Below are 22,504 nucleotides of genomic sequence, written 5' to 3'. Positions count from 1 at the left end.
CCTGTCAGCGTAGGAAACGGGGGTGACGGGCGGAGATCGCGATGCACTACTCTTCCGGCCATGCTCAAGATCGATCTCGCCGAGAGCGCGAAGGACCGCGCCGCCGTCTTCGTTATCCGCGGCGTGGTGTTCGTCGCGGAGCAGCAGGTCCCGATCGAGGAGGAGTGGGACGAGGACGACCTCGCCGCCGATTATCTGCTGGCGCGGCTGGACGAGGTCCCCGTGGGCACCGGCCGCCTCGTGGCCCGCGGCGAGCGGGGGATGCTCGGGCGACTGGCCGTGCTGCCGTGCACGCGGGGAACGGGTACGGGGGCCGCGCTGGTCCGCGCCGTCGAGGAGCGGGCGCGGGAACGGGGCCTCGCCGGGATCGACCTGCACGCCCAGACCCATGCCCTCGGGTTCTACGAGAGGCTCGGCTACCGCGCCCACGGCGCGGAGTTCCTCGACGCGGGCATCCCGCACGTGCACATGAGCAAGGACATCGCGCCGGTTCCCCAGCCGTGACGGACCGAGCGTGCGGGTTGGTGTCCTGCCGACCGATGGACGGGCGGTCCGTTCCCGTGTGATCCGCTGACCGGTCACCGCCTTGGCCAGGCCAGCGCGTAGATCGTCGGCGAACCCAGGTGGGCTGCGGGCAGAGCGAGCCGGTACCGAGCTGGTCGGCTGCGACGGGACGGCACCTCCGGCGCCGGCGGTCGACGGAGCGGCCGCTCCATCCGGCCGTCGATGCCGCGGCGCCCCTCATATCGGCGGGTCGATCGCGGAACGACCGACGTCGCCTGCCGCCCTACGGTGCGCCGGCGCGGCGGCGGGCGCGTGCCCGGATCGCGGATGCGGACGCTGCGGAAGCGTCCGCCTACGGAGCGGCAGCGGTGGGGGTGCGGTGGTGAGTATCACGAAATAGCCGGTCAGGCCGGTGAGTTCTGGTTTGCGGTGGTGGATGCGCCCCCGGCCGTTCTCCCCGGATGCGCGCACGTGATCTACTACCGAGTAACATTCGGTTTTGGTGGTCGGTCCGATTTCAACCATGTCGTGTGCCGTGCCGCCGCCGAAGCAGACGATGAACGAAGCGACGAGGGAGCCATGACCGCCGAAGCGCATCCGGTGTCCGACCTTCCCGACCCGCGCAGCCTGGGGTTCACGGTCGTCGCCGAAGACGACCTCCCCACCGAGCTGACCGACCTGGTCGACCAGGTCCGGACGCTGATCGACACCGTCGCCCACACCGAGGCCGGTAGCGCCGACCTCGCCGCGGCGCGGGAACTGGTCGCGGAGGCGGTCAAACGCATCGACGGCGACCGCCGTCCTATCGGCGCCCTCGTACATCGCTCGGAGTTCGAGGGGCCGGTGGGCTTCGGAACCCTCACCAACGTCGTCGAGGGGCCGACCAACCCGGCCGCCCCGCCGCTGCGAATGGAGCGGGCGGAGGAGGGCCTGCGCGCCGAGGTCACCCTCAGCGGCGTCTACCAGGGCCCGCCGGGGCTGGTGCACGGGGGCTGGATCGCCGCCATGCTCGACCAGGCCCTCGGCTCGGCCTCCGCCGCCGCGGGAATGCCGGGCCTGACCGCCAACCTCGACGTCAACTACCGCAACCCCACCCCGCTCAACGTGCCGCTGGAGATCACCGCCCGCGTCACCGGCACCGAGCGCCGCAAGGTCTTCGTGGCCGCCGAGATCCGCCACAACGGCGAGATCACGGCCGAGGGCACGGCCGTCATGGTGCAGGTCGCCCTGCCCGGCTAACGCCCCTGGACGCTCACGTCGCGCCCGAAGTCGGCTTCCGTCCCGCCCCTTCCGTTGATCTCGGCGATATCGACGGAAAACCCGCGGTGGTTTCTAGTGTTCAGTGCAACTTGTGTTGTCGCTGAATGCTAGGGGTGGATTGTGGCCCAACCGGGCGTCTTGACGCGGCCCGCCGAAATTCGGTCGATATCGCCGAGATCAACGGAAGGGGGTGTGCGTGCGGTGGGTCAGTCCCACTCCCAGCCGATTCCCAGGACCCCCGGTTGGATGTCGTGCTCGGCGAGGTGGACGGAGTGGGCCGAGCTGAGGATCAGGTCCTCCCCGGTCCGCGACGGGGGCTCTTCGGGCGCCTGGACGAGGCGGTGGCAGCGGACCGGCAGGGCCGACGCGTCGAAGCGGACGCCGAGGATGTAGGTCTCGGCCGGGTAGCGGAACGCGCGCCGGTACTCGTGGCTGCGCGGGGAGCGCGCGACGTTGACCGCGTACTCCAGCAGGTAGGTCTCGCCGGTGCGCAGGCGGCGGTCGAAGAGCAGCTCCACGGCGAGCACCGCGCAGCTGCGGTGGCGGCGGACCCGGCCCAAGCGGCAGTTCTCCACGGCCACGGGTGTGAGGTCGGCGGCGTCGGCTCCGGGCTCGCCGCAGTAGACCATCATGTGCCGGTCGGCGTCGTCCTCCAGCGCCCGCACCACGAGTCGGCTGCGCACCCGCCGGATCGTACGGTCGCCAGCCACGCGGACGATGTCCTCCTGCCAGAACAGGCGCAGCTTGCGGTCGGAAGGGCCGATGACGCTCGCCACGGTCTGCGCGAGGGCGTCGGCCGGTTCCAGGAACCCCTCGTATCCGCGCGGAGTGGAGCGCCGCCCGGTGGCCCAGCGCCCACGCGGCCGCGGCGGCCCCAGCAGGGCCACGAGGGAGTGGCGGGGCACACCCAGGATGACCTCGATCGCCTGGACGGCGCGCAGCGAGGTCGGCCGTTCCGGGCGGCTGCGCCCCTGCTGCCAGTAGCTGAGGCTGGTGAGGCTGACCCGGATGCCCCGTTGCGCCAGGCGGTTGCGCAGGCTCCCGAGGGTGAGCCCGCTGTCCTCGATCGACGCGCGCAATGCCTCGTGGAAAGGTCCGGTCCGTAAAAGGACATCGACTGGTCCGGTACTGGTATCGGTGCGACGCCGCAGGGTCCCGCTGGCCATCGTGACCTCCATGGCTGCGTGGGTGGGGGAACAGGAGGGCGGGGGCGTTTCGGGCAACAGTGTGCACCATGGTGGCCACTCTGTGAAATATCAATTAATGATGGATTTTGTCCGGTGTTGAGAGAAATTAACCCTCAGCTGTCATCGCTCTCTCCACCGCCTCTGCGCTCCCGTATCCGCCCGTACGGCCCCCTCCACCTCAGCCGCGGCCGGATTCACAGTTAGCCCCGCCGATCTCCCCAAAGAAGCCGACCGTAACGCTGTGACCTTGACCTTTATCGGGGTGTCGGTGTTCCGTCGACCCCACGGACGCCTCCCGGGCTCCGCCCGAGCCCCCCATCCCCACACCACCCCCACTCCCAGACCCGCGATCCCCCCGCTCCCGCGGCGTGCCTGGATCCGTCCGATGATCCCCCCTTACCCCCTCATGCACGTCCGTGGAGGACGAATGCCAACGCACACATCCCCCAGACGCGTGCTCGCCGCAGCCGCGAGCGTCGTGCTCGGCACCGGACTGCTCCTCGGTTTCGGTCCCCCCGCCTCAGCCGACCCAACGTCGGACGACCTCGCCGACGCCGTCCGCGCGACCATGCTCGAACAGCGCGGTGGCACCGCCCGCGAGCAGTTTGCGACCCGGTCCCTGGCCGAACCGCTCGTCGAGCCCATCACCACTGAGGACGACGGATGGGCGTTCGGCACGACGACCATCCCCGCACCGTCTACGGCGCACGCCGCCCCCGAAACCGCCCTGTTCGTCGCCGAGCACGGCCCGCGGGGCTGGCGCGTGGAGCTGGACGGAACGGACGGCTTCGTCGAGCTCGCCACCGCCGCGCCCGGCGACGTGGTCAGCGACGGGGAGAAGGAACTGTTCGCGAAGAACCACGAGGCGGCGCAGGACGCTCCCCTCGCCGACACCGGCCTCGGCCTGCCCTGGCAGGAGGGCGTGGCCTGGTGGATGGGCGGCGGCCCGCACGGCAACAGCGGCAGCAGCCGCCCCTACAGCTCGATCGACTTCAACGGCGGCAACGGCCAGGTCCTCTCCGCCGGTCCGGGCCGCGTCTACAAGAGCTGTGTCCGTGGCGGAAGCGCCCTGGTCAAGGTCGTCCATGAGAACGGCTACAGCACGACCTACTACCACATGCGGCGGCTGACCAACCTGTCCGACGGCTCCCCAGTGCAGACGGGCACCTACCTCGGCCTCATCGGCAACGAACTGCCCTGTGGCGGCAGCTCCAGCGGCGCGCACGTACACCTGTCCCTGCTGCGGGGCAACTCGCACATCAGCGTCGACAACATGACGATCGGCGGCTGGACCTTCCACACTGTGGCGCGCCCCTACCAGGGCTACGCCACGCGCGGCAACGCGCGGGTGGGCCGCGGCGGACGGCTGACCAACTACGGCGGCAGCGACAACGCCCTGCCCACCGGCACGGTCGACAGCGGACAGTACAGCCGGGTGAACCTGCGCACCGGCCCCAGCCTGGACCACGACATCGTCGGCACCGTCGCCGACGGAACGGTCGTGCGGATCGAGTGCACGGCCCGCGGCGGCGAGGTCGACGGCGTGTGGGGCAGGACCGACCTGTGGAACCGGCTCGACACCGGCAACTGGATCAGTGACGGGTTCGTCTACACCGGCACCAATGATCCGGTGGCACCCGCCTGCGACTGACGGAGGCCCCCAAGCGTCACCGTTCCCCCCGATGAGATGGCCGGGGGGAACGGTGGCATGCGCGGCCCATCCGGCCGCCCGCGCCGTGGCGAACGGAATTCCGGTGGTCACAGCCGCGACCACAGGGCACGTGAGCGGCGCGCACTATGGCATAGATCATGCGAATTCCGGTTGTTTCATTTTCACATTCGTTATCAGCGTCCGATAAACCGGAGCGGTGACCCACACCTCTGCCCCAGCGCTGGCCGAACTCCCCACCGAGGGCGGCCTGGCCGAGATCCTGTACGACCGCGCCAAGCGGTCGCCGGACCGCGTGATGCTCAGCCGGCAGGTCGATGGCGTCTGGCACGACGTCACCGCGTCCGCGGCCGCAACCGAGGTGACCGCCCTGGCCAAGGGGCTCGTCGCCGCGGGGGTCGAGCCGGGCGACCGGGTGGGCCTGCTGTCAGGCAACCGGTACGAGTGGACCCTGATCGACTTCGCGATCTGGACCGCCGGCGCGATCACCGTCCCGATCTACCCGTCCGCCTCGGCCGAGCAGGCCCGGATGATCCTGGCCGACTCCGGCGCGGTGGCCTGCTTCGTCGACACCGCGTCGCACACCGCGCTGATCGACGGCGTGCGCGACGGGCTCACGGACCTGCGCCACCTGTGGACCATCGACGCGGGCGCCGTCGGCGCGCTCTCCGCGGACGGCACCGAGGTCGCCGACGACGCCATCGACAAACGCCGCGCCGTGGTCGACCCGCGGGACCCGGCCACCATCGTCTACACCTCGGGCACCACCGGAAACCCCAAGGGCTGCGTCCTCACCCACGCGAACTTCTTCTCCGAGGTCGACAACATCGCGGCGGGCCTGCCCGAACTGTTCGAGCCGGGTACCGAGGACACCCCGCCCTCGACCCTGCTCTTCCTCCCGCTCGCCCACGTCTTCGGGCGGATGGTGCAGACCTGTGCCGTGCGGGCCGGCGTCCGGCTCGGCCACTCGACCAGCGTCAACGCGCTCATCGACGACCTGCAGACATACCGGCCGACCTTCCTTCTCGCGGTTCCCTACGTCTTCGAGAAGATCCACGCCTCCGCCCGCAAGAAGACCACCGGCCTCAAGCGTCGGATCTTCGACGCCGCCACCGACACCGCCGTGGCCTACAGCGAATCCCTGGACCGCGGGGGCCCGGGGCTGGCCCTGCGGCTGCGGCACCGCTTCTTCGAGCCGCTGGTGTACCGGAAGCTGATGGACGCGCTGGGCGGGCGGTGCACCCGCGTCCTGTCCGGTGGCGGCGCGCTGGATGTGCGGCTGCTCCACTTCTACCGGGGGATCGGCCTGGAGGTGATCGAGGGCTACGGCCTCACCGAGACCACCGCGGCGGTCATCGCCAACCTGCCCGGCCGGATCCGCGCGGGGACCATCGGCGGCCCGCTGCCCGGCGTCTCCGTCAAGCTCGCCGACGACGGCGAGATCATGGTCAAGGGCGAGCAGGTGTTCAGCCGCTACTGGAACCGGCCGGAGGACACCGAGAGGGCGTTCGTCGACGGCTGGTTCGCCACCGGCGACCTCGGTGAGTTCGACGCCGACGGCTTCCTGCGGGTCAGCGGGCGCAAGAAGGAGATCCTGGTGACGGCCGGAGGCAAGAACGTCGCACCCGCACCGATGGAGGAGAGGGCCCGCGCGCACCGGCTGGTCGCCCAGTGCATGGTGATCGGCGATGGCCGGCCCTTCGTCAGCGCGCTGGTGACCCTCGACCCGGAGGAGTTCGACGCCTGGAAGGCGGAGTACGGCCACCCGGCCGGGGCGACCGTGGCCGAGCTGGCCGACGACGCGGAGCTGCGCGCCGCTGTGCAGCCGGCCATCGACTCCGTCAACGAGGCGGTCTCGCGCGCCGAGTCGATCCGCACGTTCACCATCCTCGGCGAGCAGTTCACCGTGGAGGACGAGACCCTCACCCCGACCCTGAAACTGCGTCGCGCCCGCATCCTCACGCGCTACGCACGCGAGGTGGAGGAGCTGTACCGGCGGCGATAAGGCGCCGGCGGAGCCGCCTGGTCTACGGCCATCCGCCCGTCGGCTATGGCGAAGATCATGTGATGCGAGTGTGCGAAATGTGGCGATTTGTTACGTCTGTTCGGTACACCGGAAGAGTGACCGACATCTCCGCGACCGCGCCGGCCGAGGTCCCCACCCATGGCGGACTGGCCGATCTTCTGTTCGACCGCGCCGAACGCCACCCGGACGGAATCATGCTCAGCCACCAGGTCGGTGGCGGCTGGCAGGACGCCACCGCGTCGGAGGTCCGGGCCGACGTCGTCGCCATCGCCAAGGGGCTCGTCGCCGCGGGCATCCAGCCCGGCGACCGAGTGGGGCTGCTGTCGGGCAACCGGTATGAGTGGACGCTCCTCGACTTCGCGATCTGGGCCGCCGGAGCCGTCTCCGTCCCGATCTACCCGTCCTCGTCCGCCGAGCAGATCCGGATGATCCTGGCCGACTCCGGCGCGGTGGCCTGCGTCGTCGACGACGACCCGCACACCGCCATGGTCGAGGACATCCGCGACACGCTCGCCGAGCTCCGCTACGTCTGGACCTTCGACGCCGGCGCTGTGGCCACCCTCATCGAGGTCGGGCGCGAACTCGACGACGCCGTGATCAAGGAGCGGCGGGCGGGTGTCGACGCCGCCGACCCCGCCACGATCGTCTACACCTCGGGCACCACCGGTAGCCCGAAGGGCTGCGTGCTCACCCACGCGAACTTCTTCGCCGAGGTCGACAGCGTCCTGCGCGCGCTGTCCGTCCTCTTCGAAGCCGGCGAGGACGGCTCGCCGCCCTCGACCCTGCTCTTCCTGCCGCTCGCGCACGTCTTCGGGCGGATGGTGGAGGTCGCCGTGATCCACGCCGGGGTCCGGCTCGGCCACACCGGCAGCGTCGGTGCCCTGATCGACGACCTGCAGACGTTCCGCCCCACGTTCCTGCTCGCCGTCCCCTACGTCTTCGAGAAGATCCACGCTACGGCGCGCAAGCGGACCCGCGGTCTGAAGCGCCGGGTCTTCGACGCCGCCACCGACACGGCCGTCGCCTACAGCCAGTCGCAGTTCAACGGGGGGCCGGGGCTCGGCCTGCGGCTGCGGCACCGCTTCTTCGAGCCGCTGGTCTACCGCAAGCTGATGGACGCGCTGGGCGGGCGCTGCCGACGCGTGATCTCCGGCGGCGGCGCGCTGGACGTGCGGCTGCTGCACTTCTACCGGGGCATCGGCCTGGACGTGTTCGAGGGATACGGGCTCACCGAGACGACCTCGGCGGTACTCGTCAACGTCCCGGGCAAGGTCCGCCCCGGCACCATCGGCATCCCCGTGCCCGGCGTCGAGGTGCGGACCGCCGATGACGGCGAGCTGCTCATCAAGGGCGGACACGTCTTCGACCGCTACTGGAACCGGCCGCGGGACACCGAGAAGGCGTTCGTGGACGGCTGGTTCGCCACCGGCGACCTCGCGGAGATCGACGCCGACGGCTTCGTCCGGATCAGCGGGCGGAAGAAGGAGATCCTGGTGACAGCGGGCGGCAAGAACGTCGCCCCGGGGCCCCTGGAGGAGCAGATCGGCGCCGACCCGCTGGTCGAGCAGTGCATGCTGGTCGGCGACGGGCGCTCCTTCGTCACCGCTCTGATCACGATCGACCCGGAGGAGTTCGACGCCTGGAAGGCGGAGAACGGGCACCCGGCCGAGGAGACCGTCGCCGAGCTGGCCGACGACGCCGGGCTGCGCGCCCATGTCCAGCGCGCCATCGACGCCGCCAACGCGACGGTCTCCCGGGCCGAGTCGATCCGCGCGTTCACGATCCTGGCGGAGCGTTTCAGCGTGGAGGACGAGACTCTCACCCCGACGCTGAAGCTGCGCCGCGCCCGCATCCTCGATCGCAACGCCGCGTCCGTCGAGGCGATGTACACCAAGCGCTGAAATCGAGGGGCGGCGCGGCCGGGAAGGCCGGACCGCCCGGCTCGGTCGGGGTCACTCGGAGGCGCCCGCGGGATCGTCGTCGTCAGCGTCGCCGACCGGCCGGTTCCCCCGCCACCAGGTCATCTTGACCTTGAGACTGCCCTCACTCGCGGCCTTGGCGATGAAGACGTCGGCCGTTCCGTTGACACTGATGCCCAGTTCGACGCTGACCTCGTTGGGGCCGGCGTCCAGGGCGGACAGCCGCCGCGAGATGAGCTCGGAGATGTCGCGGACCTTGTCGACCACGACCTCGAAGCGCTGCTCGGCTGCGCGGAAGACATCGCCCCCGGCGACGTCGCGCATCACCGGGGAGCTCTCCGCTGTCTCGATCTGGACCGTGGCCCCGTGCCCGTCGTCGAACCGGACGATCTCCGCCATGGATCCCGCCTTTCCCCGCGTGCCAGCGGCTGTGTTCCGCGTGTCGTCATCTCCCTCCCGCGTACCGGATGCGGGGAAACCACGGATGTGCGGCGGATCCGCGTGGCGTAAGACAAATGTCCGCTTCTGGCCCACATGGATTCCGGTACAACGGGGATATAGACCCCATTGCGACATGTCGGGATATTTGTCATGAGAAGACTTGTGTACCGTTCGCGTCTACCCGTACCGGGGTCTGGCCACCGAATCATGGTCGTGAGGTACAGATGAGCACCGATTCAGCGGTGGTAAGCGAGGGGGCCGGGAGAGGAGAGAGCGCGTGCACTCGGCGGACTGGACAGCCGAGAAATCCGCTGCCCGTCCGCTCCTGGCGGAAGTCCAGTTACAGCGATTCCACCCAGGCCGAGAGCTGTCTGGAGATCGCCCGGCCGTCCCGGTCCACCGTCCTGGTCCGTGACTCCGCCCACCCCCGCGGAACCGTGATCAGTATCGGCACGGGAACCTGGCGGGAATTCCTCTCCGGCCTCTGCCGTGGAGATTTCGACCGAGCGGACTGAGGCACCCCCGAGAACCATTTTCTCCCGGAACCGAACACTCAGAGCAGGGGCAGGAAGAGATCGCAATTGGCCCGTACGTCCTCCTCCGCGGAGCGGGTGGCCGGATGCGCCGGGCCGAACATCGTCCGGTAACGCTCGACCACGGCGGACCGCTCCTCCACGAGCGCGGCATCCTCCACAACCATGCGGTCCAGCACCCGATTGCGCCGTACGGCCAGGGCCAGCGGGTGGTCGTCGCCCAGAATCCGCTGCGCGCGTTCCAGGGTCGCCGTATCCAGTTCCAACGCCGCCGCGGCATTCCCCGCCGCGAACAGGTCGCTGGCGAGGTTGACCGCGTTGGCGAGGGTCCACGGATGCTCCTCGCCGAGACGGTCGGTGTTCACGGCGAGCGCCTCCTCGTCGACCACCCGGGCCTCCTCCAGCCGGCCGAGCAAACGCAGCGTGACGGCGTGGTTGACCGAGGTGGCGGCGTACAAAGGGTGGTCAGTGCCGTAAGAGGCGCGGTAGCGGTCGCGGGCCTCCCGCGACAGCGACAGGGCGTCCTCGTGGTGGCCGTTAGCCCGCAGCGACACCGCGTGGTTGGCCGCGGCGCGGGTGGTCTCCTGGGCCTCGCCCCCCAGTTTGTTCTGCAGTGTCTCGTAGGCCTCGCCCGAGAGGGCGAGTGCCTCCGGCAAGCGACCGGTCCGACGCTTCAGCGCGGACAGCGCCATCAAGGTGGACAGCCGCATCGTGTGGTCCGACGGGAAGGCGCGCTGGGTGGTGAGATAGAGCTCGTCCATCTCCCGCTCGGCCTCCCAGTAGCGCCCCGACTCCATGAGCCCCTGGGCGTGCGCCGAACGGCTGGCCAGGGTCTGCAGGTGCTCCGGCCCCAGCATCTCGCTGCGCCGCTGGTAGTTGTAGCGGTTGATCTCCATCGACTCGGCGAACTGTCCGGTCAACCGGAGTCCCACGGCGTGCACGTGGGCGGACTGCAGGGTGAGCGGGTCGTCGCGGCCGAAGGCGCGCTGCTGGCGTTCGAGCACGTCGGCGCTGACCTTGACGGCGCGGCGGTACTGCCCGAGGTTCCGCAGGTCCAGCGCCAGAAGGCCGCGCGACTCCAGGGTCTCCTCATCGTCGGTGCCACGCAGGCGGACCAGGGTCTCCACGAGGTCCTTGCGTCGTTCGTATGCCTCCTCGAACCGCCCGGTCGCCGCGGCGATCTGCGCGTAGCGCATCTCGGCGCGCAGCGTGTGCGGATCCTCCGCCCCGAGTTTGTCGGGCCAGTGGTCGAGGAGGCGGCGGACCAGCGCCTCCGCCTCGGCGTGCCGGCCCCACTGGAGGAGGAAGAGCACTTCGTTGAGCGCCAGCTCCCGGGCCCAGTCGCTGCGGCAGTCCCACTGCCGGGTCTCCCACACGTGCGGGAGCAGCTCCACGTACCGCGACCAGTCGCCCGGGGAGAGCGGGTCGCCCGGATCGAGGTTGGCGAGCAGCAGGTGGGCGCAGTGTCGGAAGCGGTCGCGGTCCTCGCGGTCCAGCGGCAGCTTCAACGTCTCCTGCACCAGCCGGTGCAGCTGGAACGTGGTGTTGCGGTGGTCCATCTTGGCCAGGGCGTAGCGGTCGATGGTCCGCAGCGCCCGACCCAGCTTGATCGCCGGATCGGCGAGGATCTCGGCCAGGAACTCCGGGGCCTCGACGTTGCGCGCGCCGTTGAACAGCCGACGCGGGATCGGCTGCGGGGCCAGGAACGCGCAGACCTGCAGCAGCTGCAGCGCGCCGGGGTTGGACTCCCGCAGGCGCTCCAGCGTCATGTTCATCGTCGCCGCGACCGACCAGGGGTAGTCCGGGCTCGGCGCCACGTTGGCCAGCAGCTGGTCGGCCTTCACATCGAAGAGCTCCAGCCACTCCTCGGCCGGCATCAGCGTCTCGTACAGCCACACCGCGGTCTGCTCTACGGCCAGTGGCAAGTCGCCGAGCCGCTCGGCGATGCGGTCCGCCTCCTCGGCGGTGAGCGCCTCCGGGCCGCGCTTGAGCAGCAGCTCGGTGCTCTCGTCACGCTCGAAGGTGTCGACCTGCAGCAGGTTGCCGCCCGCGGTGCGCCACTCGGGTGACCGGGAGGTGACCACAACGTGCCCCGGCCCGCCGGTGGGGATCAGCGGGCGGATATCGGCGGGCGCGGTGGCGTTGTCGTAGACCAGCAGCCAGTCGCTCACCGGACGGCCCGCGCGCAGCGCCTCCAACACGGTGCGGACCGTGGCCGCGGGGTCGCCGACCGTGCCGATCCCCAGCTTCGGCGCGAGCTCGATCAGTGACTGCTGTACCTGGGCCGGGGTGTCGGAGGGGATCCACCACACCAGGTCGTAGTCGGACCGGTGGCGCCAGGCGTACTCCGTGGCCAGCTGTGTCTTGCCGACGCCGCCCATGCCCTGGAGCGCCTGTGGGACGGTCTGCGGCAGCACCATGGCGGTGCCCTCCTGCAGCCGCCGCCCCAACTCGGCCAGCAGCGCCTCGCGGCCGACGAAGCTCATGTTGCGCGGCGGGACCTGCCCCCATACGGCCGGGCGGCTGTGCTGCCCCCGCGGAACCGTCTGCTGGGCCATGTGCATGCTGTCTCCGTCGGGCACAGGTGGGACCAGCCCTGCCCGCTGGGGCTGCGCGGGAGGGGCGGTCGTCTGGAACTCGTCGAGGTTCACGTCTCTGCCCTTTAGCGTTTCACGACTCGCGTCGTCGTATCCGGGTTCGGCGTGGCCGAACCCGGCCAGTGTGGATGGGTCCGCGGTGTACGGGGCGCCTGTCGCTGCCGGAGGGCCGATCCACTCGTCAGCGGCCCGCCGAATCGGCCCGGGCAGCGCCCGCATCGCCGCGTAGACAGCGTGGGCGAACGGGGCCGTGTCCGCGGACACCGCGGGTAACCGGAGGTCGGGGGCGTCGCCCAGCAACAGGAGCTCCAGGTCGGCGAACCACGGGATGGTGGTCCGGTAGTGCCCGGCGATCGCGGTGAGGAGCTCCTGGATCTCGTGCCGCTGCCCTCCCACCGCCAGGAGCAGCTCCCGCACACCGGGGTGGAATTCGAGGGTCACCCGGTCGCCGCGGTCGATGGAGGGGGCGTCCTCGCTGCGGTGGATCAGACCCGAGCACAGCACCTCCGTGAGGTCGGAGGGGCGTGCCCGGGGGTCGAACCGCTCCTGGATCAGCCGGATCGTCGACAGGTTGAGCGGGACCGCCGCCAGGTGCACCGCCAGCCGGAACGCGGCCGGTGAGGCGATGGCCCGGAAGGTCTCGACGCGGCGGTGGGCGGCGAGGTCCTGTGGGGCCTCCACCCCCTCGGCCGCCGGGGCCGGGAGCGGACCGATGCCCCACGCGTCGTCGGTCTCGCTGGGTTCCGCGAGGTCCGGGCGGGTCATCAGCGCGGTCGCCGGATACTCCGGCCGGCTCTGGCGGCGCGTGACGAAGCGGGCCCAGCGCCCGATCTCGCCGGCCTCCAGGGGGAAGACCGGGATGGGGACCGAGTCGTCCTGCGGGGGGTCGACCTCCGCGGGCGGCCACGAGGAGAACGGACGGGTCCGGTAGGAGGCGTTAGGAGCCAGCGCGTCACCGGCCGACCACGGCGCCTGCAGCGTGACGCGCTCCGGAGCCATGCCGGTCGACGGCCACACCGCCCGGTCGAGCAGGTGGGCCACGCCCACCGGCCCCTTCGCACCCCAGCGGGCGAGCCACGTGTCGATCGCTCCGGTGTGCCAGCCGTCGCCGACGCCGTCGGTGAGCACCAGCAGGATGCGGGAGTCGGGGGAGCGGCCGTTGACGAGGCGGGCGGGGTCCGGCGCGGGGCCCCCGCTCGTCCGCAGGGGGAGGTCGTCCATGTGCGCCTTGCCGGAGTCGAAGTAGAGGACGCGGACCCGGCGGAACACCTTCAAAGGGGTCAGCAGCCCGATGAACTCCCGAACGAGCGGCTCCTGGACGACCATGGACAGACTGTCGTCGATCAGCAGGGTCAGACCATCGGCGACCTCCCGGTCGGGACGGAACTCCGGCAGCAGCGGTGCGGGCTGCGCGCACCGCGAGCCGCGGCGGGCCAGCGACCGCTCGGCGTAGCGGGCCGCGGTGGCGTCCTCGTCCAGCAGCGTGCCGCCGTCGGCCTCGCGGTGGCGCCGGAACCACCGCAGCGCGCGGACCATCGCTACGCGCTCGGGGATCAGTGGGCCGCCCGACCGCTCGGGGGCCGCGCCGAGGGTCCCATGAGGACGCCCCGGGGGTGGCGCGGAGTCCGCCGCACCGCCGGGGCGCTCGGGGTCCGCGTCGGAGTCGGCGAGGTGCGCCGGAGGCTCGGGGAACGCGTCGGGCGCATCCTCCGCCGGTGGTGTCGCTGCCCCGTCCCCTTCCTCTGATAGCGCCTCGGAGGAGGAGCCGTCAGGCTTGTCGTCGGGGGGTTCGACGCGGGCCTGGTCACCCGATTGGTCGAAGGCCTCGTCCGGGTCGGTGTCGGGCGGATCCGGCGCGTGGTAGCGGTGGGCGGCGAGCCACAGCGCGTCGCCGACTTCCCACCACGTGGGCACGGAGACGGTGAACTGCGGAAATGACTCACCTGGGGCGGGCGATGCTGCCGACCCCTCGGCCTCCGGCCGGTCGCGATCCCTGCTCCCGGTCACTCGAGGCCCGCCTCCGTTTCCGTCAGACGGCGCCAGACCAGGTTCAATATCCGGTTCCAGGCGTTCGGATCCAAGGATGTTGCATGGGCGCGGACATCGGAACTAACGAGATGGACCGAGTTCAGTAGCTGATCGATCGACAGCCCGTTGACGTCCTGGCTTCGGCGGAGGAAATCCTGGATGAGCTGGCGGTCCTGGGCGCGCTCCCGGTCGATGAAGTGGGCGCAGACGATGTCGGCGAGCCGTCCCTCCGAGGGGCGCTCCAGGTGGACGGGGAGGCAGCGGCGGAGGAAGGCGGGAGGCAGGGGGCGCTCGCCATTGCTGGTGATCACGATGAACGGGAACTCGTGGCAGCGGACCTCGCCCTCGCGCACCGTCGCCGTCCGTCCGGGGTCGTCGGTGGGAACGGCGATGTACTCCTGGGAGGAGCGGAGCCGGTAGAGCTCGGGTATCCGGTACCGGCCGGTCTCCAGGACGTCGAGCAGGTCGTTGGCGAGGTCGATGTCGCCCTTGTCGAACTCGTCGATCACCAGGACGCGGGGGAGCCGGTGCGGAAGCAGGGCGGTGCCCAGGGGGCCGAGGCTCAGATAGTCGCCGATGGGTCGCTCCGGCGGGGGCTGGTGGTCCGGTGCCGCCGCGGCGTCGGCCGAGATGTCGTGGATGCGGGCGATGGGATCGTACTCGTACAGTCCCGCCCGCAGGGTGCTGCGGCTGGTGATGGGCCAGCGCAGCACGCGCCCGAGGCCCAGTTCGCGGCTCACGTGGTAGGCGAGGCTGGACTTGCCGACCCCCGGCGCCCCGGTGACCAGGAGGGGGCGGCGCAGGAGGAGCGCGGTGTTGACCGCCTCGACCACCGCCGTCTCGTGGTCGGTCAGCGGCTGACTGGCGAGAGCGGCCGCGACACCGAGCACGCGCGCGGTCTCCTCGTCGTCGCTCGGCGGATCGGGCTGGTCGGGGCCTCCGTTGAACCGGCGCCACGGCGGGGGGCCGGGGAGGCGCTCCGCCAGGTTCGTCGCGTAGGTAGCCGGTCGGCCCGTCCCCCGGTAGATCCACCACTCGGGCACGGCACCATTGCCGCCCGGAGCATGATGACCAGGGGATTTCCCGGGGTCGGACGTCGGGGAAGAGGCCATCGGCAGACCGTCCTTGTCGTCGACCTCGCATTATTCGGGCGTGGAGAGGATTCCAATATGGAGGAGTCGTCGGATGTGCGACATATCGTCGAGAATGATGTTGATGTCGTAGGGGTCGTAGCCTTCGCTGTTGTCCTGCCCGCCGATTGTATTGCGCGTGCGCCATGAACGCACGTGGCGGGAGAGGGAGGCGACATCGTCATGGGAGATCGCCTCACCGCTCCGGCTGGTAATGGATTCTATTCGGCCGTGGAAACCTCGGGTGGCATCCTCATCGGCTGCATCCAGCCAGATAATCGCAGGTAGTCCGGCCTCGATCGCGTGGTAGAGCTGCAGCGTGCCCTCCCGCTCGCGCGGCGGCGACCCCAGGGCGCACAGGGTGATCCCCGGGTGGGCGAGACGGTCGGCGAGCGGGGGATCGTCCGGAGAGGACGGCCGCGGCGGGATGCGGTGGACGAATCCTTCGGCGTTGTCGGTGAGCCCGCGCCACCGTTCGGCGAGTTTGCGGCGGGCTCCGGCCAGACGTTTCTCGGTAAATCTCTCGGCCGAGTGGACAACGATTTCATAAGATGCGCCGATCCGTTCGCCTTCGCCGGTGAATGGGGTGGGAAGACGCCATTGTGCGATTTGCTGGGTAAGGAGCGGAAAGGGAAGGATGAACTCCAGGCGCAGCTCCCCGGAGTCCGGGGAATCCCAGGCGGGCAGATGGGCCTCGGCGTCCACCACCATCTCCAGCACCGTGTCGCGCAGGGTGTCCTCGGTGATTCGGCGTGATCCCCTGTTGCTGATGCTGTGCCCGTCGTCCAGCCAGTGGGAAAGGGTGTATCGCGGAGTTGTTCCGGGTTCGACGGGGATGGGTTCGGCCGCGATGATGAGGGTGCCGCCGGCGGGCGCGGGCGTGCTCGGCTCGGTCGAGATCCGGCCCAGCGCGTGCCGCGGCACGTACCACGGGGACCGGCTCTCCACATAGCCGTGCAGGGAACGGGTGTCGGCGATCCCCATCTTGGCGATCTCTACGAGGTAGGCGATCTCGCAGGGGAGACCGTCGGGCCGGGGGGCGTACTGCCGCAGCCGGACGAACGCGTCCCACGCCGAGGTGAAGTCGGCGCGCTCCGGGCCCCGGTGCCGGGTGGCCGCGGCGTAGGCGGCGCTGACGGCCTCGAACCGCAGGGCGTACAGGAACGTCTTGACCGCCTCGAACTCCTCGTCGACCAGGAGGGGGCGGAGGGCGGTGACCCATTCCAGCGGCTCCATGAAGGCGACCCGGCTCTGGTACGGGTGCGCGGCGTCGAACCGCGCGGTGGTGACGATCCCGATCACGGAGCCGTCGGTGGTGTCCTGTACGCCGCAGCCGCTGAACCCCTGCTCGACACTGACCGTCGGGTCGACGACGTTGAGCTGCGCGCGGCCGGGGATGCCGCCGCCGTAGCCGACGACTTCCGCGGTGGCCAGCAGGCCTTCGGGCACTCCGCTGGGGTAGCCGCGCACGACCACGCGGCGCGGGGAGCCCGACTCCGCGACCTCGTCCATGCGCGCGGCGAGCCAGGCGGCGGGGTGCTCGTAGTCCCGGGGGTCTTCGTCGAGCCGGAGGAGTGTGGTGTCGCGTTCGGCGTCCCACGTGTCGCCAACGACATAGGCGGCCACCGGCCGGTACCCGGGAGGGTGGGGGGTGTCGACGGATATCGCTTCCTCGGGTCCCGGCGGGGCGGGGTCATTTCCTCTGCGCAGCGCGGCGTTAACGACATGGACGCAGGTCAAAATCCTGTTTCCGGGAACGAGGACCCCGCCTCCGGCCACCAGGCCGTCGGGGTTTGTGATCCTGACCTGCCACGTTGGGGAACGGGGGGTCGGAGGGGGCGAGCCCTCGGTGGAACGGGGAGTCGAAGGAGATGCCACCGTGGCGCGGCCTCTTTCTTCGGTTGTACGTGGGGGCTGCGAGCGACGGATCGTTGAAATTCGGTTGGCTCTTTATGTTCCCTAAGTCATGCTGAATACTCTATGTATGTATCCGGCTACCAGCCTTCCAGTGTGGTCACGCCGGTAAACGCCGACACGTACGCGTGTCTACACGACGCTGGCACGGTGCGGCGGCGCACACCGTGCCAGCCCAGGGGTAACGCGCGGTAGGCAAGGGCCGCGGTCCGGCGCGGACCGCGGCTCCTAGGGCGGTGTCACCCCAGCGTCGCGATCGACTTGAACTCCAGGTACTCGCTCAGGCCCTCCGGCCCGTACTCGTATCCCAGGCCGCTGGACTTGCGCCCGCCGAACGGCGTGTTGACGTCGATGTTGTACATGTTGACCCCGCAACTGCCGGTGTGGATCCGGCGGGCGACGGCCATGCCGTGCTCCGGGTCGGCGGTCCAGACCGACCCGGCGAGGCCGTACTCGCTGTCGTTGGCGAGCTCGACCGCGTGGCGTTCGTCGTCGTAGGGGATCACCGTGAGTACCGGGCCGAAAATCTCCTCGCGGGCCACGCGCATGCGGTTGTCGACGTCGGCGAGGAGGGTGGGTTCGACGTAGTACCCCCGCTGTGCGGAGGCCGGGCGGCCGCCGCCCGCGACGAGCCGCGCGCCCTCGGCGCGGCCGACGTCGATATAACCCTCCACCCGCTCCCGCTGGGCGGGCGAGACCAGCGGCCCGATGTCGGTGGACGGGTCCGCTGGATCGCCGACGGAGAGCTCGGCCAGGCGCGCGGCGAGCGCGTCGACAACCTCGGCGTAGCGTTCGCGCGGAGCCAGGATCCGCGCCTGGGCGACGCAGGCCTCGCCGTTGTTGAGGAGCGCGGTCAGCGTCAGCATGCCGGTATAGGCGGTCAGATCGGCGTCCGGCAGCAGGATCGCCGCGGACTTCCCGCCGAGTTCCAGGCTGCACCCGCGCAGCCGTTCGCCGCACAGGGTGGCGATGCGCCGCCCGGCGGCGGTGGAGCCGGTGAAGGCGACATGGTCCACCCCGGGGTGGGTGACGAGATGCTCCCCGACCGCGCGGTCGGCCGCGACGATGTTGAGCACGCCCGCGGGGAGTCCGGCCTCCTCGGCGAGCTCGGCGAGGACGTAAGGGTCGAGCGCGGTCTCCGGCGCTGGCTTGACCACCACCGTGCATCCGGCGAGCAGCGCCGGGGCGAGCTTGGCGACGATGAGGAGCTGCGGGACGTTCCAGGGCGTGATCGCGGCGACCACCCCCGCGGGTTCGCGGACGACGCGTGTCGGACCGAGCAGCCCGTCGCGCGTCTCCTCCCAGGTGACGTCGTCGGCGAGCCCGCCGAAGTAGGCGAGCGTGCGCTGCGGCAGCGACGCCTGGGCGACCTGCGAGAAGGACAGCGGACAGCCCATCTCGGCGGTGACCAGTCCGGCGACCTCGTCGAGGCGGGCCTCATAGAGCTCGGCCAGCCGGGTAAGGGCTGTCGCCCGCTCGGAGGGCGCCATGCGCGGCCAGGGCCCCTGGTCGAACGCTGCGCGGGCGGCGGCCACGGCGCGGTCCATGTCGGCGGGCGTGCCCTCGGGGACCCGCCCGATGACCTCCTCGGTATGCGGCGACACCACGTCGATCGTGGCGGTTCCGGCGGGTCGCGCCCACTCACCGCCGATGTAGAGCCGGTCGTGCTTGCGCATCTGGCCTCCCAACCCTGCGTCAACATGCAGAACACGTTTCAGTCTGAAGTCTCGAAAGGCCTATTTCTAGGGGGTTTCATCAAACGAGAACGCGTTATATTGGGGTGTGTGGAGGGGGAACGGGAGCGCCGCTCTCGCACGCGGCCGCCGCGAAGACGCTAGGATGTACAGCATGACCCGCCGCTATGACGCGTTTAGCACGCCGGCTCCAGAGCAGCCGGCCGCTACGCCGTAAGCGGTCGACGGGTTCGGAGCCGGCTGAAGAGCGAGAAAGGCACACGCCTTCCGCTCTTTTTCTTTTTTCCCAGCGGTCGGCTCCGCCCCGTTCCCGCGCGTCGCGCGAGCCAGCGGACCACCGGCCGCGTCGACGCGACAACAGGAACGAACACCATGACCGAAAGCGCCACCGCCACCATCGACGACCTCCGCGGCCGCATCGACGAGGTCGACGCGGAACTCGCGCGCCTACTGGAACGCCGCGCCCTGCTCGCCGCCCGCGTCCAGCGGCTCAAGCCCGTCGGCGGCTTCGCCGGCCGCGACCCGAAGCGCGAACAGGCCCTCGTAGCCGCCATGGCCGCGCACGCGCCCCGACTAGGGGCGGCGCGGCTCGCCCGCATCATGTCCGAGGTGATCGAGGCCGGACTGGACGCCGCCGAGGCCGAGGCCGCGCACGGCCGCTCGGCACAACAACACTGACCCGCCGCATGCGCCCCCGCCCCGGTCCTCCGGGCCGGAGGGGAGCCCGCGGCGGCTCAGCGGATATCCAACCACACCAGCCGGTGGTCCGACGCGGCGCTGGTCACCCGCGACATCGGGTCGTCGGTGGTCGGCCAGTAGACGGCGGTACCGCGCACCGGGAGCCCGCGTGACGGCAGGACGTAGTCGACGCGCAGGTTGCCCGGTGCGTCGTCGCGGAAATCGGCGGTGTCGCGGGCGGGATCGCCGCGGTGGTCGGCGTTGGCGCCGCCCTGCCGCTCGGCGGCCTCCACCCCGCCCGCGCTGGTCGGCGCGACCCTGCCGTTGACGAGCGGAGCGTCCAGCAGCCCCCGGATGCCTCCCTCGGGCCCGCCGCTGTCCTTCGGGTCGGCGTTCAGATCACCGGCGATGACGAACCGCGCCCCGGGCCGCAGCCCGCCGCGTGCGCCCTCGTCGTCGTAGATGTACCCGCCCCTGCGTGGGGTCACGTAGTCGGCCCAGAACCTGATCTCATCGCTGTTCCGTAGAACATTGCGCCGCTCCGGCCCGTCGAAGGCGGGCGGCGTCGGGTGCGACGCGAGCAGGTGCACCGTTCTCCCCCGCCCGACGCGCACCGGCAGGTCCCAGTGGCTCTTCGACGACAGCCGCACCACCTCCAGCTCCTCATCGGAGTAGAAGCTCTCGCCGGTCTCCGGGTCCCTCGGCAGCAGCGCCCCGGGCATGTCCGCCCACCGGAACTCCTGGAACGTGCGCGCGGCACTGGTGTCGATGGGGTAGGCGGAGTAGACGACCATCCCGTACTGGCCCGGGTACTGGCCGAACCCGAAGGCGTCCCCGCCGTAGCCGGGGGCGCCGGGTTCGGTGACGGCCTCGCCGTTGTTGTCCAGGTCGAACCCGGAGGCGATACCGGTGTTGCTCGGCGCGGTGTAGCGGTAGGGGTAGGTGATCGGCTCGGCGCCGTTCTGACCGACGGCCAGGTAGTTCTCCTGGAACAGGGCGGCGGCGCGCCCCTCGGCGTCGTGGTCGAACTCGTTGACCAGCAGCACATCGGGACGGTTGCGCTGGATGACCTCCGCGACCGCCCGCGCCTGCCCGTCGTCGCCGGTCGAGAGGTCCTCGATCAGCTCGCCCTCGGCCGAGCGGTGCAGTGACGCGTTGAACGTGGCGAACCGGACGCTTGAATGTTCCGTCTTCCTGGCGGTGTCCGCCGCTGCGGGCGCGGCGGACACCGCCGACAGGGTGAGCAGAGCGGTCGCTGCCAAAGCGGTGGGGAACCGGAGCCGGGGGAGCAATTGGGGGTGCCTTTCGTCGATCCACCGTGGGTGCGTCGCGGATCAGCGTGCTCACCCTAGCGATCAGCCCGCGGTCACCGCCATGAACATTCGGCCGCCAATGCGGCGCACTTTCGTCATACCCATAACTGCGCGGGTTCCGGTCAGGTGCTGATGGCGGGGCTGGTGGCTGACGGGACACAAACCCGGCAAAAGGGGTCGGAGCCGCGTTAGGCTCCCGCCTTTTCTCCCGGCGCACCGCCATCGTCAAAGCGGGCGTCGGCAGTCGAGGCACGGCCCTGGGCCCGCGGCGCGCCTGGGGTCACCTGGTTCGCCGCCGCACCGGCCGCGGTGGGCTGGGCCGCACCACTTCTCGCCCCATCCGGCCTGCTCGCCCTACTCCGGATCGCCCAACAGCAGCCGTGATCCCAGCTCGGTCAGCTCGTGGCGGATGGCGTTGCGGTCGCGGCGGCTGTGCGTGAGGCCGGAGGCGCGCAGGACGGTGGCGTGCTCACTGGCCGAGGCCGGCGAGATCCCGAGCCGGTCGGCCAACTCGGAGGTCGAGTAGGTGTTGGCGGCGATCGTCTGCAGCACGGCGGCCCGGGTGCCGCCCAGCAGCTTTTCCAGGGCCTTCCTGCGCGACGCGTTCAGCTGCTGTCCCCGCGGGAAGTCCAGGCACTCCGCCACCGGGTAGACGAGCACGGGCGGGAGATCCGGGTCCTGGAAAGCGATGGGGTAGCGTCGGCAGAAGAACGAGGGGATCAGGTGAAGGTCGCGCCCTTCGAGGTGGAGGTGGCGCTCCAGCGGATAGGACACCTCCAGCACCGAACCGCGCCAGCGCGCGCAGGAGCACAGCGGCCACGGAACACCGGCCGCCCGCCCGGGAGAGGGCTGCTCGGGGACGCCGCGGCTCAGGGTCTGGCGCAGCGTGCCCTCGATGGCCTCCCATTCGGGAGCCAGCGCGAGATCGAAGTAGCGACGCACGGTGTCCGCCAGCTGGGGGAGCATGCGGCCCTCACCACGCGCCAGGGAGCGGACCGGGGCGGACAGGCGCTGCTGCATGGCGAGGATGCCGAGATCGCGGCGGACGTAGGCCGGAGGGGTGGACACCAGGGAGTTCAGCCCCTCCTCAAGGCCGCCCGGTCCGCACACCGGTGTCAGGAAGTCGGGCGAATACCCCCGCGGCGGCGCGAGCTCGGCCAGCCGCCACATAGGACCGCTCATCCGCTCCCGTACCCGCAACCGCCACTGGTTGTGCCGCGCCCCCGCATGGTGCAGCTGCAACGTGTGCAGGCTCAGCAGGACCTCCCACATCGGGTCGGGTTCCGCCGCACAGCGGATCCGCTCCGGACGCTTGCCGTTGAAGTGGACATGCAGCACCGCGATCTCCCCAATCACCCCGCTGCCCCGTGCGTCGCCGGCTACTGTGCCCGCCTCCCGACGACCGGAACTTCGGCGATGCAGTCGCCAGCTTACTTATACGACTCGTACTATGCCTGTCCGTAATCGGCCATCCGGTGGTGCGCGCGGGCCTGCGGTGACGCGAAGGGACGCGTATCCCGTCCCGGAATTCCAGGGGTGAGCGATGCCACTGTGCGTCCTGGCGGTGCTGATCAGTCGCTTTGCGGAAGCTATGCCCGAGCGGCGCGGTGA

General features: G+C 70.6%; 16 protein-coding genes. 7 read left to right on the top strand and 9 right to left on the bottom strand.

The genetic code is table 11. The features are described from left to right. Nucleotides 1-60 precede the first annotated feature (60 nt). On the top strand, nt 61-504 hold the full coding sequence (locus ABD259_RS03910; protein WP_344104281.1) for a GNAT family N-acetyltransferase: 444 nt from the start codon (nt 61-63) through the stop codon (nt 502-504). Nucleotides 505-741: 237 nt separating this feature from the next. Here ABD259_RS03910 and ABD259_RS03905 read toward each other — a convergent pair whose 3' ends face one another. Then, nucleotides 742-1,101: a hypothetical protein gene (locus tag ABD259_RS03905; protein WP_344104279.1), complete on the bottom strand. Its 360-nt coding sequence runs from the start codon at nt 1,099-1,101 to the stop codon at nt 742-744. Here ABD259_RS03905 and ABD259_RS03900 point away from each other — a divergent pair. Next, nucleotides 1,084-1,743 (top strand): PaaI family thioesterase, encoded by a 660-nt coding sequence (locus ABD259_RS03900; RefSeq protein WP_344160214.1) that lies wholly within the window; start codon nt 1,084-1,086, stop codon nt 1,741-1,743. The genes ABD259_RS03905 and ABD259_RS03900 overlap by 18 nt on opposite strands. 227 nt (nt 1,744-1,970) lie before the next feature. On the opposite strand, the gene ABD259_RS03895 is transcribed toward ABD259_RS03900, so the two are convergent. Further along, nucleotides 1,971-2,930, bottom strand: coding sequence for a hypothetical protein (locus ABD259_RS03895; RefSeq protein WP_344104275.1), 960 nt, complete (start codon nt 2,928-2,930; stop codon nt 1,971-1,973). Nucleotides 2,931-3,378: 448 nt separating this feature from the next. On the opposite strand from ABD259_RS03895, the gene ABD259_RS03890 reads away from it, so the two are divergent. From ABD259_RS03890 to ABD259_RS03880, 3 genes are all read left to right on the top strand, one after another. Continuing rightward, nucleotides 3,379-4,602 carry a peptidoglycan DD-metalloendopeptidase family protein gene (locus tag ABD259_RS03890; RefSeq protein ID WP_344104272.1) on the top strand — a complete coding sequence of 408 codons (1,224 nt, stop codon included), beginning with the start codon at nt 3,379-3,381 and terminating at the stop codon, nt 4,600-4,602. Between the two features lie 217 nt (nt 4,603-4,819). Beyond that, nucleotides 4,820-6,625: an AMP-dependent synthetase/ligase gene (locus ABD259_RS03885; RefSeq protein ID WP_344104270.1), complete on the top strand. Its 1,806-nt coding sequence runs from the start codon at nt 4,820-4,822 to the stop codon at nt 6,623-6,625. A gap of 116 nt (nt 6,626-6,741) precedes the next feature. Continuing rightward, nucleotides 6,742-8,547 carry an AMP-dependent synthetase/ligase gene (locus ABD259_RS03880; protein ID WP_344104268.1) on the top strand — a complete coding sequence of 602 codons (1,806 nt, stop codon included), beginning with the start codon at nt 6,742-6,744 and terminating at the stop codon, nt 8,545-8,547. 51 nt (nt 8,548-8,598) lie between these two features. Here ABD259_RS03880 and ABD259_RS03875 read toward each other — a convergent pair whose 3' ends face one another. Beyond that, nucleotides 8,599-8,964, bottom strand: a complete 366-nt coding sequence (locus ABD259_RS03875; RefSeq protein ID WP_344104266.1) for a CU044_2847 family protein — start codon at nt 8,962-8,964, stop codon at nt 8,599-8,601. Between the two features lie 68 nt (nt 8,965-9,032). On the opposite strand from ABD259_RS03875, the gene ABD259_RS25795 reads away from it, so the two are divergent. Further along, nucleotides 9,033-9,521, top strand: a complete 489-nt coding sequence (locus tag ABD259_RS25795; protein WP_412759407.1) for a DUF397 domain-containing protein — start codon at nt 9,033-9,035, stop codon at nt 9,519-9,521. Nucleotides 9,522-9,559: 38 nt separating this feature from the next. Here the strand turns inward: ABD259_RS25795 and fxsT are convergent, their stop codons facing one another. The 4 genes from fxsT to ABD259_RS03855 all read right to left on the bottom strand — a co-directional run bounded on the left by fxsT (nt 9,560) and on the right by ABD259_RS03855 (nt 18,884). Continuing rightward, nucleotides 9,560-14,143: an FxSxx-COOH system tetratricopeptide repeat protein gene (gene fxsT / locus ABD259_RS03870; RefSeq protein WP_344160212.1), complete on the bottom strand. Its 4,584-nt coding sequence runs from the start codon at nt 14,141-14,143 to the stop codon at nt 9,560-9,562. Further along, nucleotides 14,140-15,276, bottom strand: coding sequence for an AAA family ATPase (locus tag ABD259_RS03865; protein ID WP_425573478.1), 1,137 nt, complete (start codon nt 15,274-15,276; stop codon nt 14,140-14,142). The genes fxsT and ABD259_RS03865 overlap by 4 nt, the downstream gene beginning before the upstream one ends. A gap of 30 nt (nt 15,277-15,306) precedes the next feature. Next, nucleotides 15,307-17,073 carry a VMAP-C domain-containing protein gene (locus ABD259_RS03860; RefSeq protein WP_344160520.1) on the bottom strand — a complete coding sequence of 589 codons (1,767 nt, stop codon included), beginning with the start codon at nt 17,071-17,073 and terminating at the stop codon, nt 15,307-15,309. Between the two features lie 374 nt (nt 17,074-17,447). Then, nucleotides 17,448-18,884, bottom strand: coding sequence for an aldehyde dehydrogenase (locus ABD259_RS03855; protein ID WP_344160206.1), 1,437 nt, complete (start codon nt 18,882-18,884; stop codon nt 17,448-17,450). Nucleotides 18,885-19,274: 390 nt separating this feature from the next. Between ABD259_RS03855 and ABD259_RS03850 the strand changes: the two genes are divergently transcribed. Then, complete coding sequence (locus ABD259_RS03850) at nt 19,275-19,580, top strand: chorismate mutase (RefSeq protein ID WP_344106152.1); 306 nt, start codon at nt 19,275-19,277, stop codon at nt 19,578-19,580. A 56-nt stretch (nt 19,581-19,636) separates the two neighbouring features. Here the strand turns inward: ABD259_RS03850 and ABD259_RS03845 are convergent, their stop codons facing one another. Both ABD259_RS03845 and ABD259_RS03840 read right to left on the bottom strand, forming a co-directional pair. Then, nucleotides 19,637-20,842 (bottom strand): endonuclease/exonuclease/phosphatase family protein, encoded by a 1,206-nt coding sequence (locus ABD259_RS03845; RefSeq protein WP_412759432.1) that lies wholly within the window; start codon nt 20,840-20,842, stop codon nt 19,637-19,639. A gap of 405 nt (nt 20,843-21,247) precedes the next feature. After that, nucleotides 21,248-22,231, bottom strand: coding sequence for an ArsR/SmtB family transcription factor (locus ABD259_RS03840; RefSeq protein WP_344106157.1), 984 nt, complete (start codon nt 22,229-22,231; stop codon nt 21,248-21,250). Between the last annotated feature and the right edge of the window lie 273 nt (nt 22,232-22,504).

The organism is Nocardiopsis rhodophaea, from assembly GCF_039530945.1.
Taxonomy (GTDB): Bacteria; Actinomycetota; Actinomycetes; order Streptosporangiales; family Streptosporangiaceae; genus Nocardiopsis_C; species Nocardiopsis_C rhodophaea.
Note: the sequence above shows the minus strand (reverse complement) of the source record. Positions and strands in the feature narration are given on the sequence as shown.

Bases quoted from the DNA above. Each gene is read 5' to 3' on its own strand.
- ABD259_RS03890 (WP_344104272.1), top strand. From the start codon at position 3,379: ATGCCAACGCACACATCCCCCAGACGCGTGCTCGCCGCAGCCGCGAGC.
- ABD259_RS03865 (WP_425573478.1), bottom strand. From the start codon at position 15,276: ATGGCCTCTTCCCCGACGTCCGACCCCGGGAAATCCCCTGGTCATCAT.
- ABD259_RS03850 (WP_344106152.1), top strand. From the start codon at position 19,275: ATGACCGAAAGCGCCACCGCCACCATCGACGACCTCCGCGGCCGCATC.
- ABD259_RS03905 (WP_344104279.1), bottom strand. From the start codon at position 1,101: ATGCGCTTCGGCGGTCATGGCTCCCTCGTCGCTTCGTTCATCGTCTGC.
- ABD259_RS25795 (WP_412759407.1), top strand. From the start codon at position 9,033: ATGCGGGGAAACCACGGATGTGCGGCGGATCCGCGTGGCGTAAGACAA.
- ABD259_RS03875 (WP_344104266.1), bottom strand. From the start codon at position 8,964: ATGGCGGAGATCGTCCGGTTCGACGACGGGCACGGGGCCACGGTCCAG.
- ABD259_RS03900 (WP_344160214.1), top strand. From the start codon at position 1,084: ATGACCGCCGAAGCGCATCCGGTGTCCGACCTTCCCGACCCGCGCAGC.
- ABD259_RS03895 (WP_344104275.1), bottom strand. From the start codon at position 2,930: ATGGCCAGCGGGACCCTGCGGCGTCGCACCGATACCAGTACCGGACCA.
- ABD259_RS03855 (WP_344160206.1), bottom strand. From the start codon at position 18,884: ATGCGCAAGCACGACCGGCTCTACATCGGCGGTGAGTGGGCGCGACCC.
- ABD259_RS03910 (WP_344104281.1), top strand. From the start codon at position 61: ATGCTCAAGATCGATCTCGCCGAGAGCGCGAAGGACCGCGCCGCCGTC.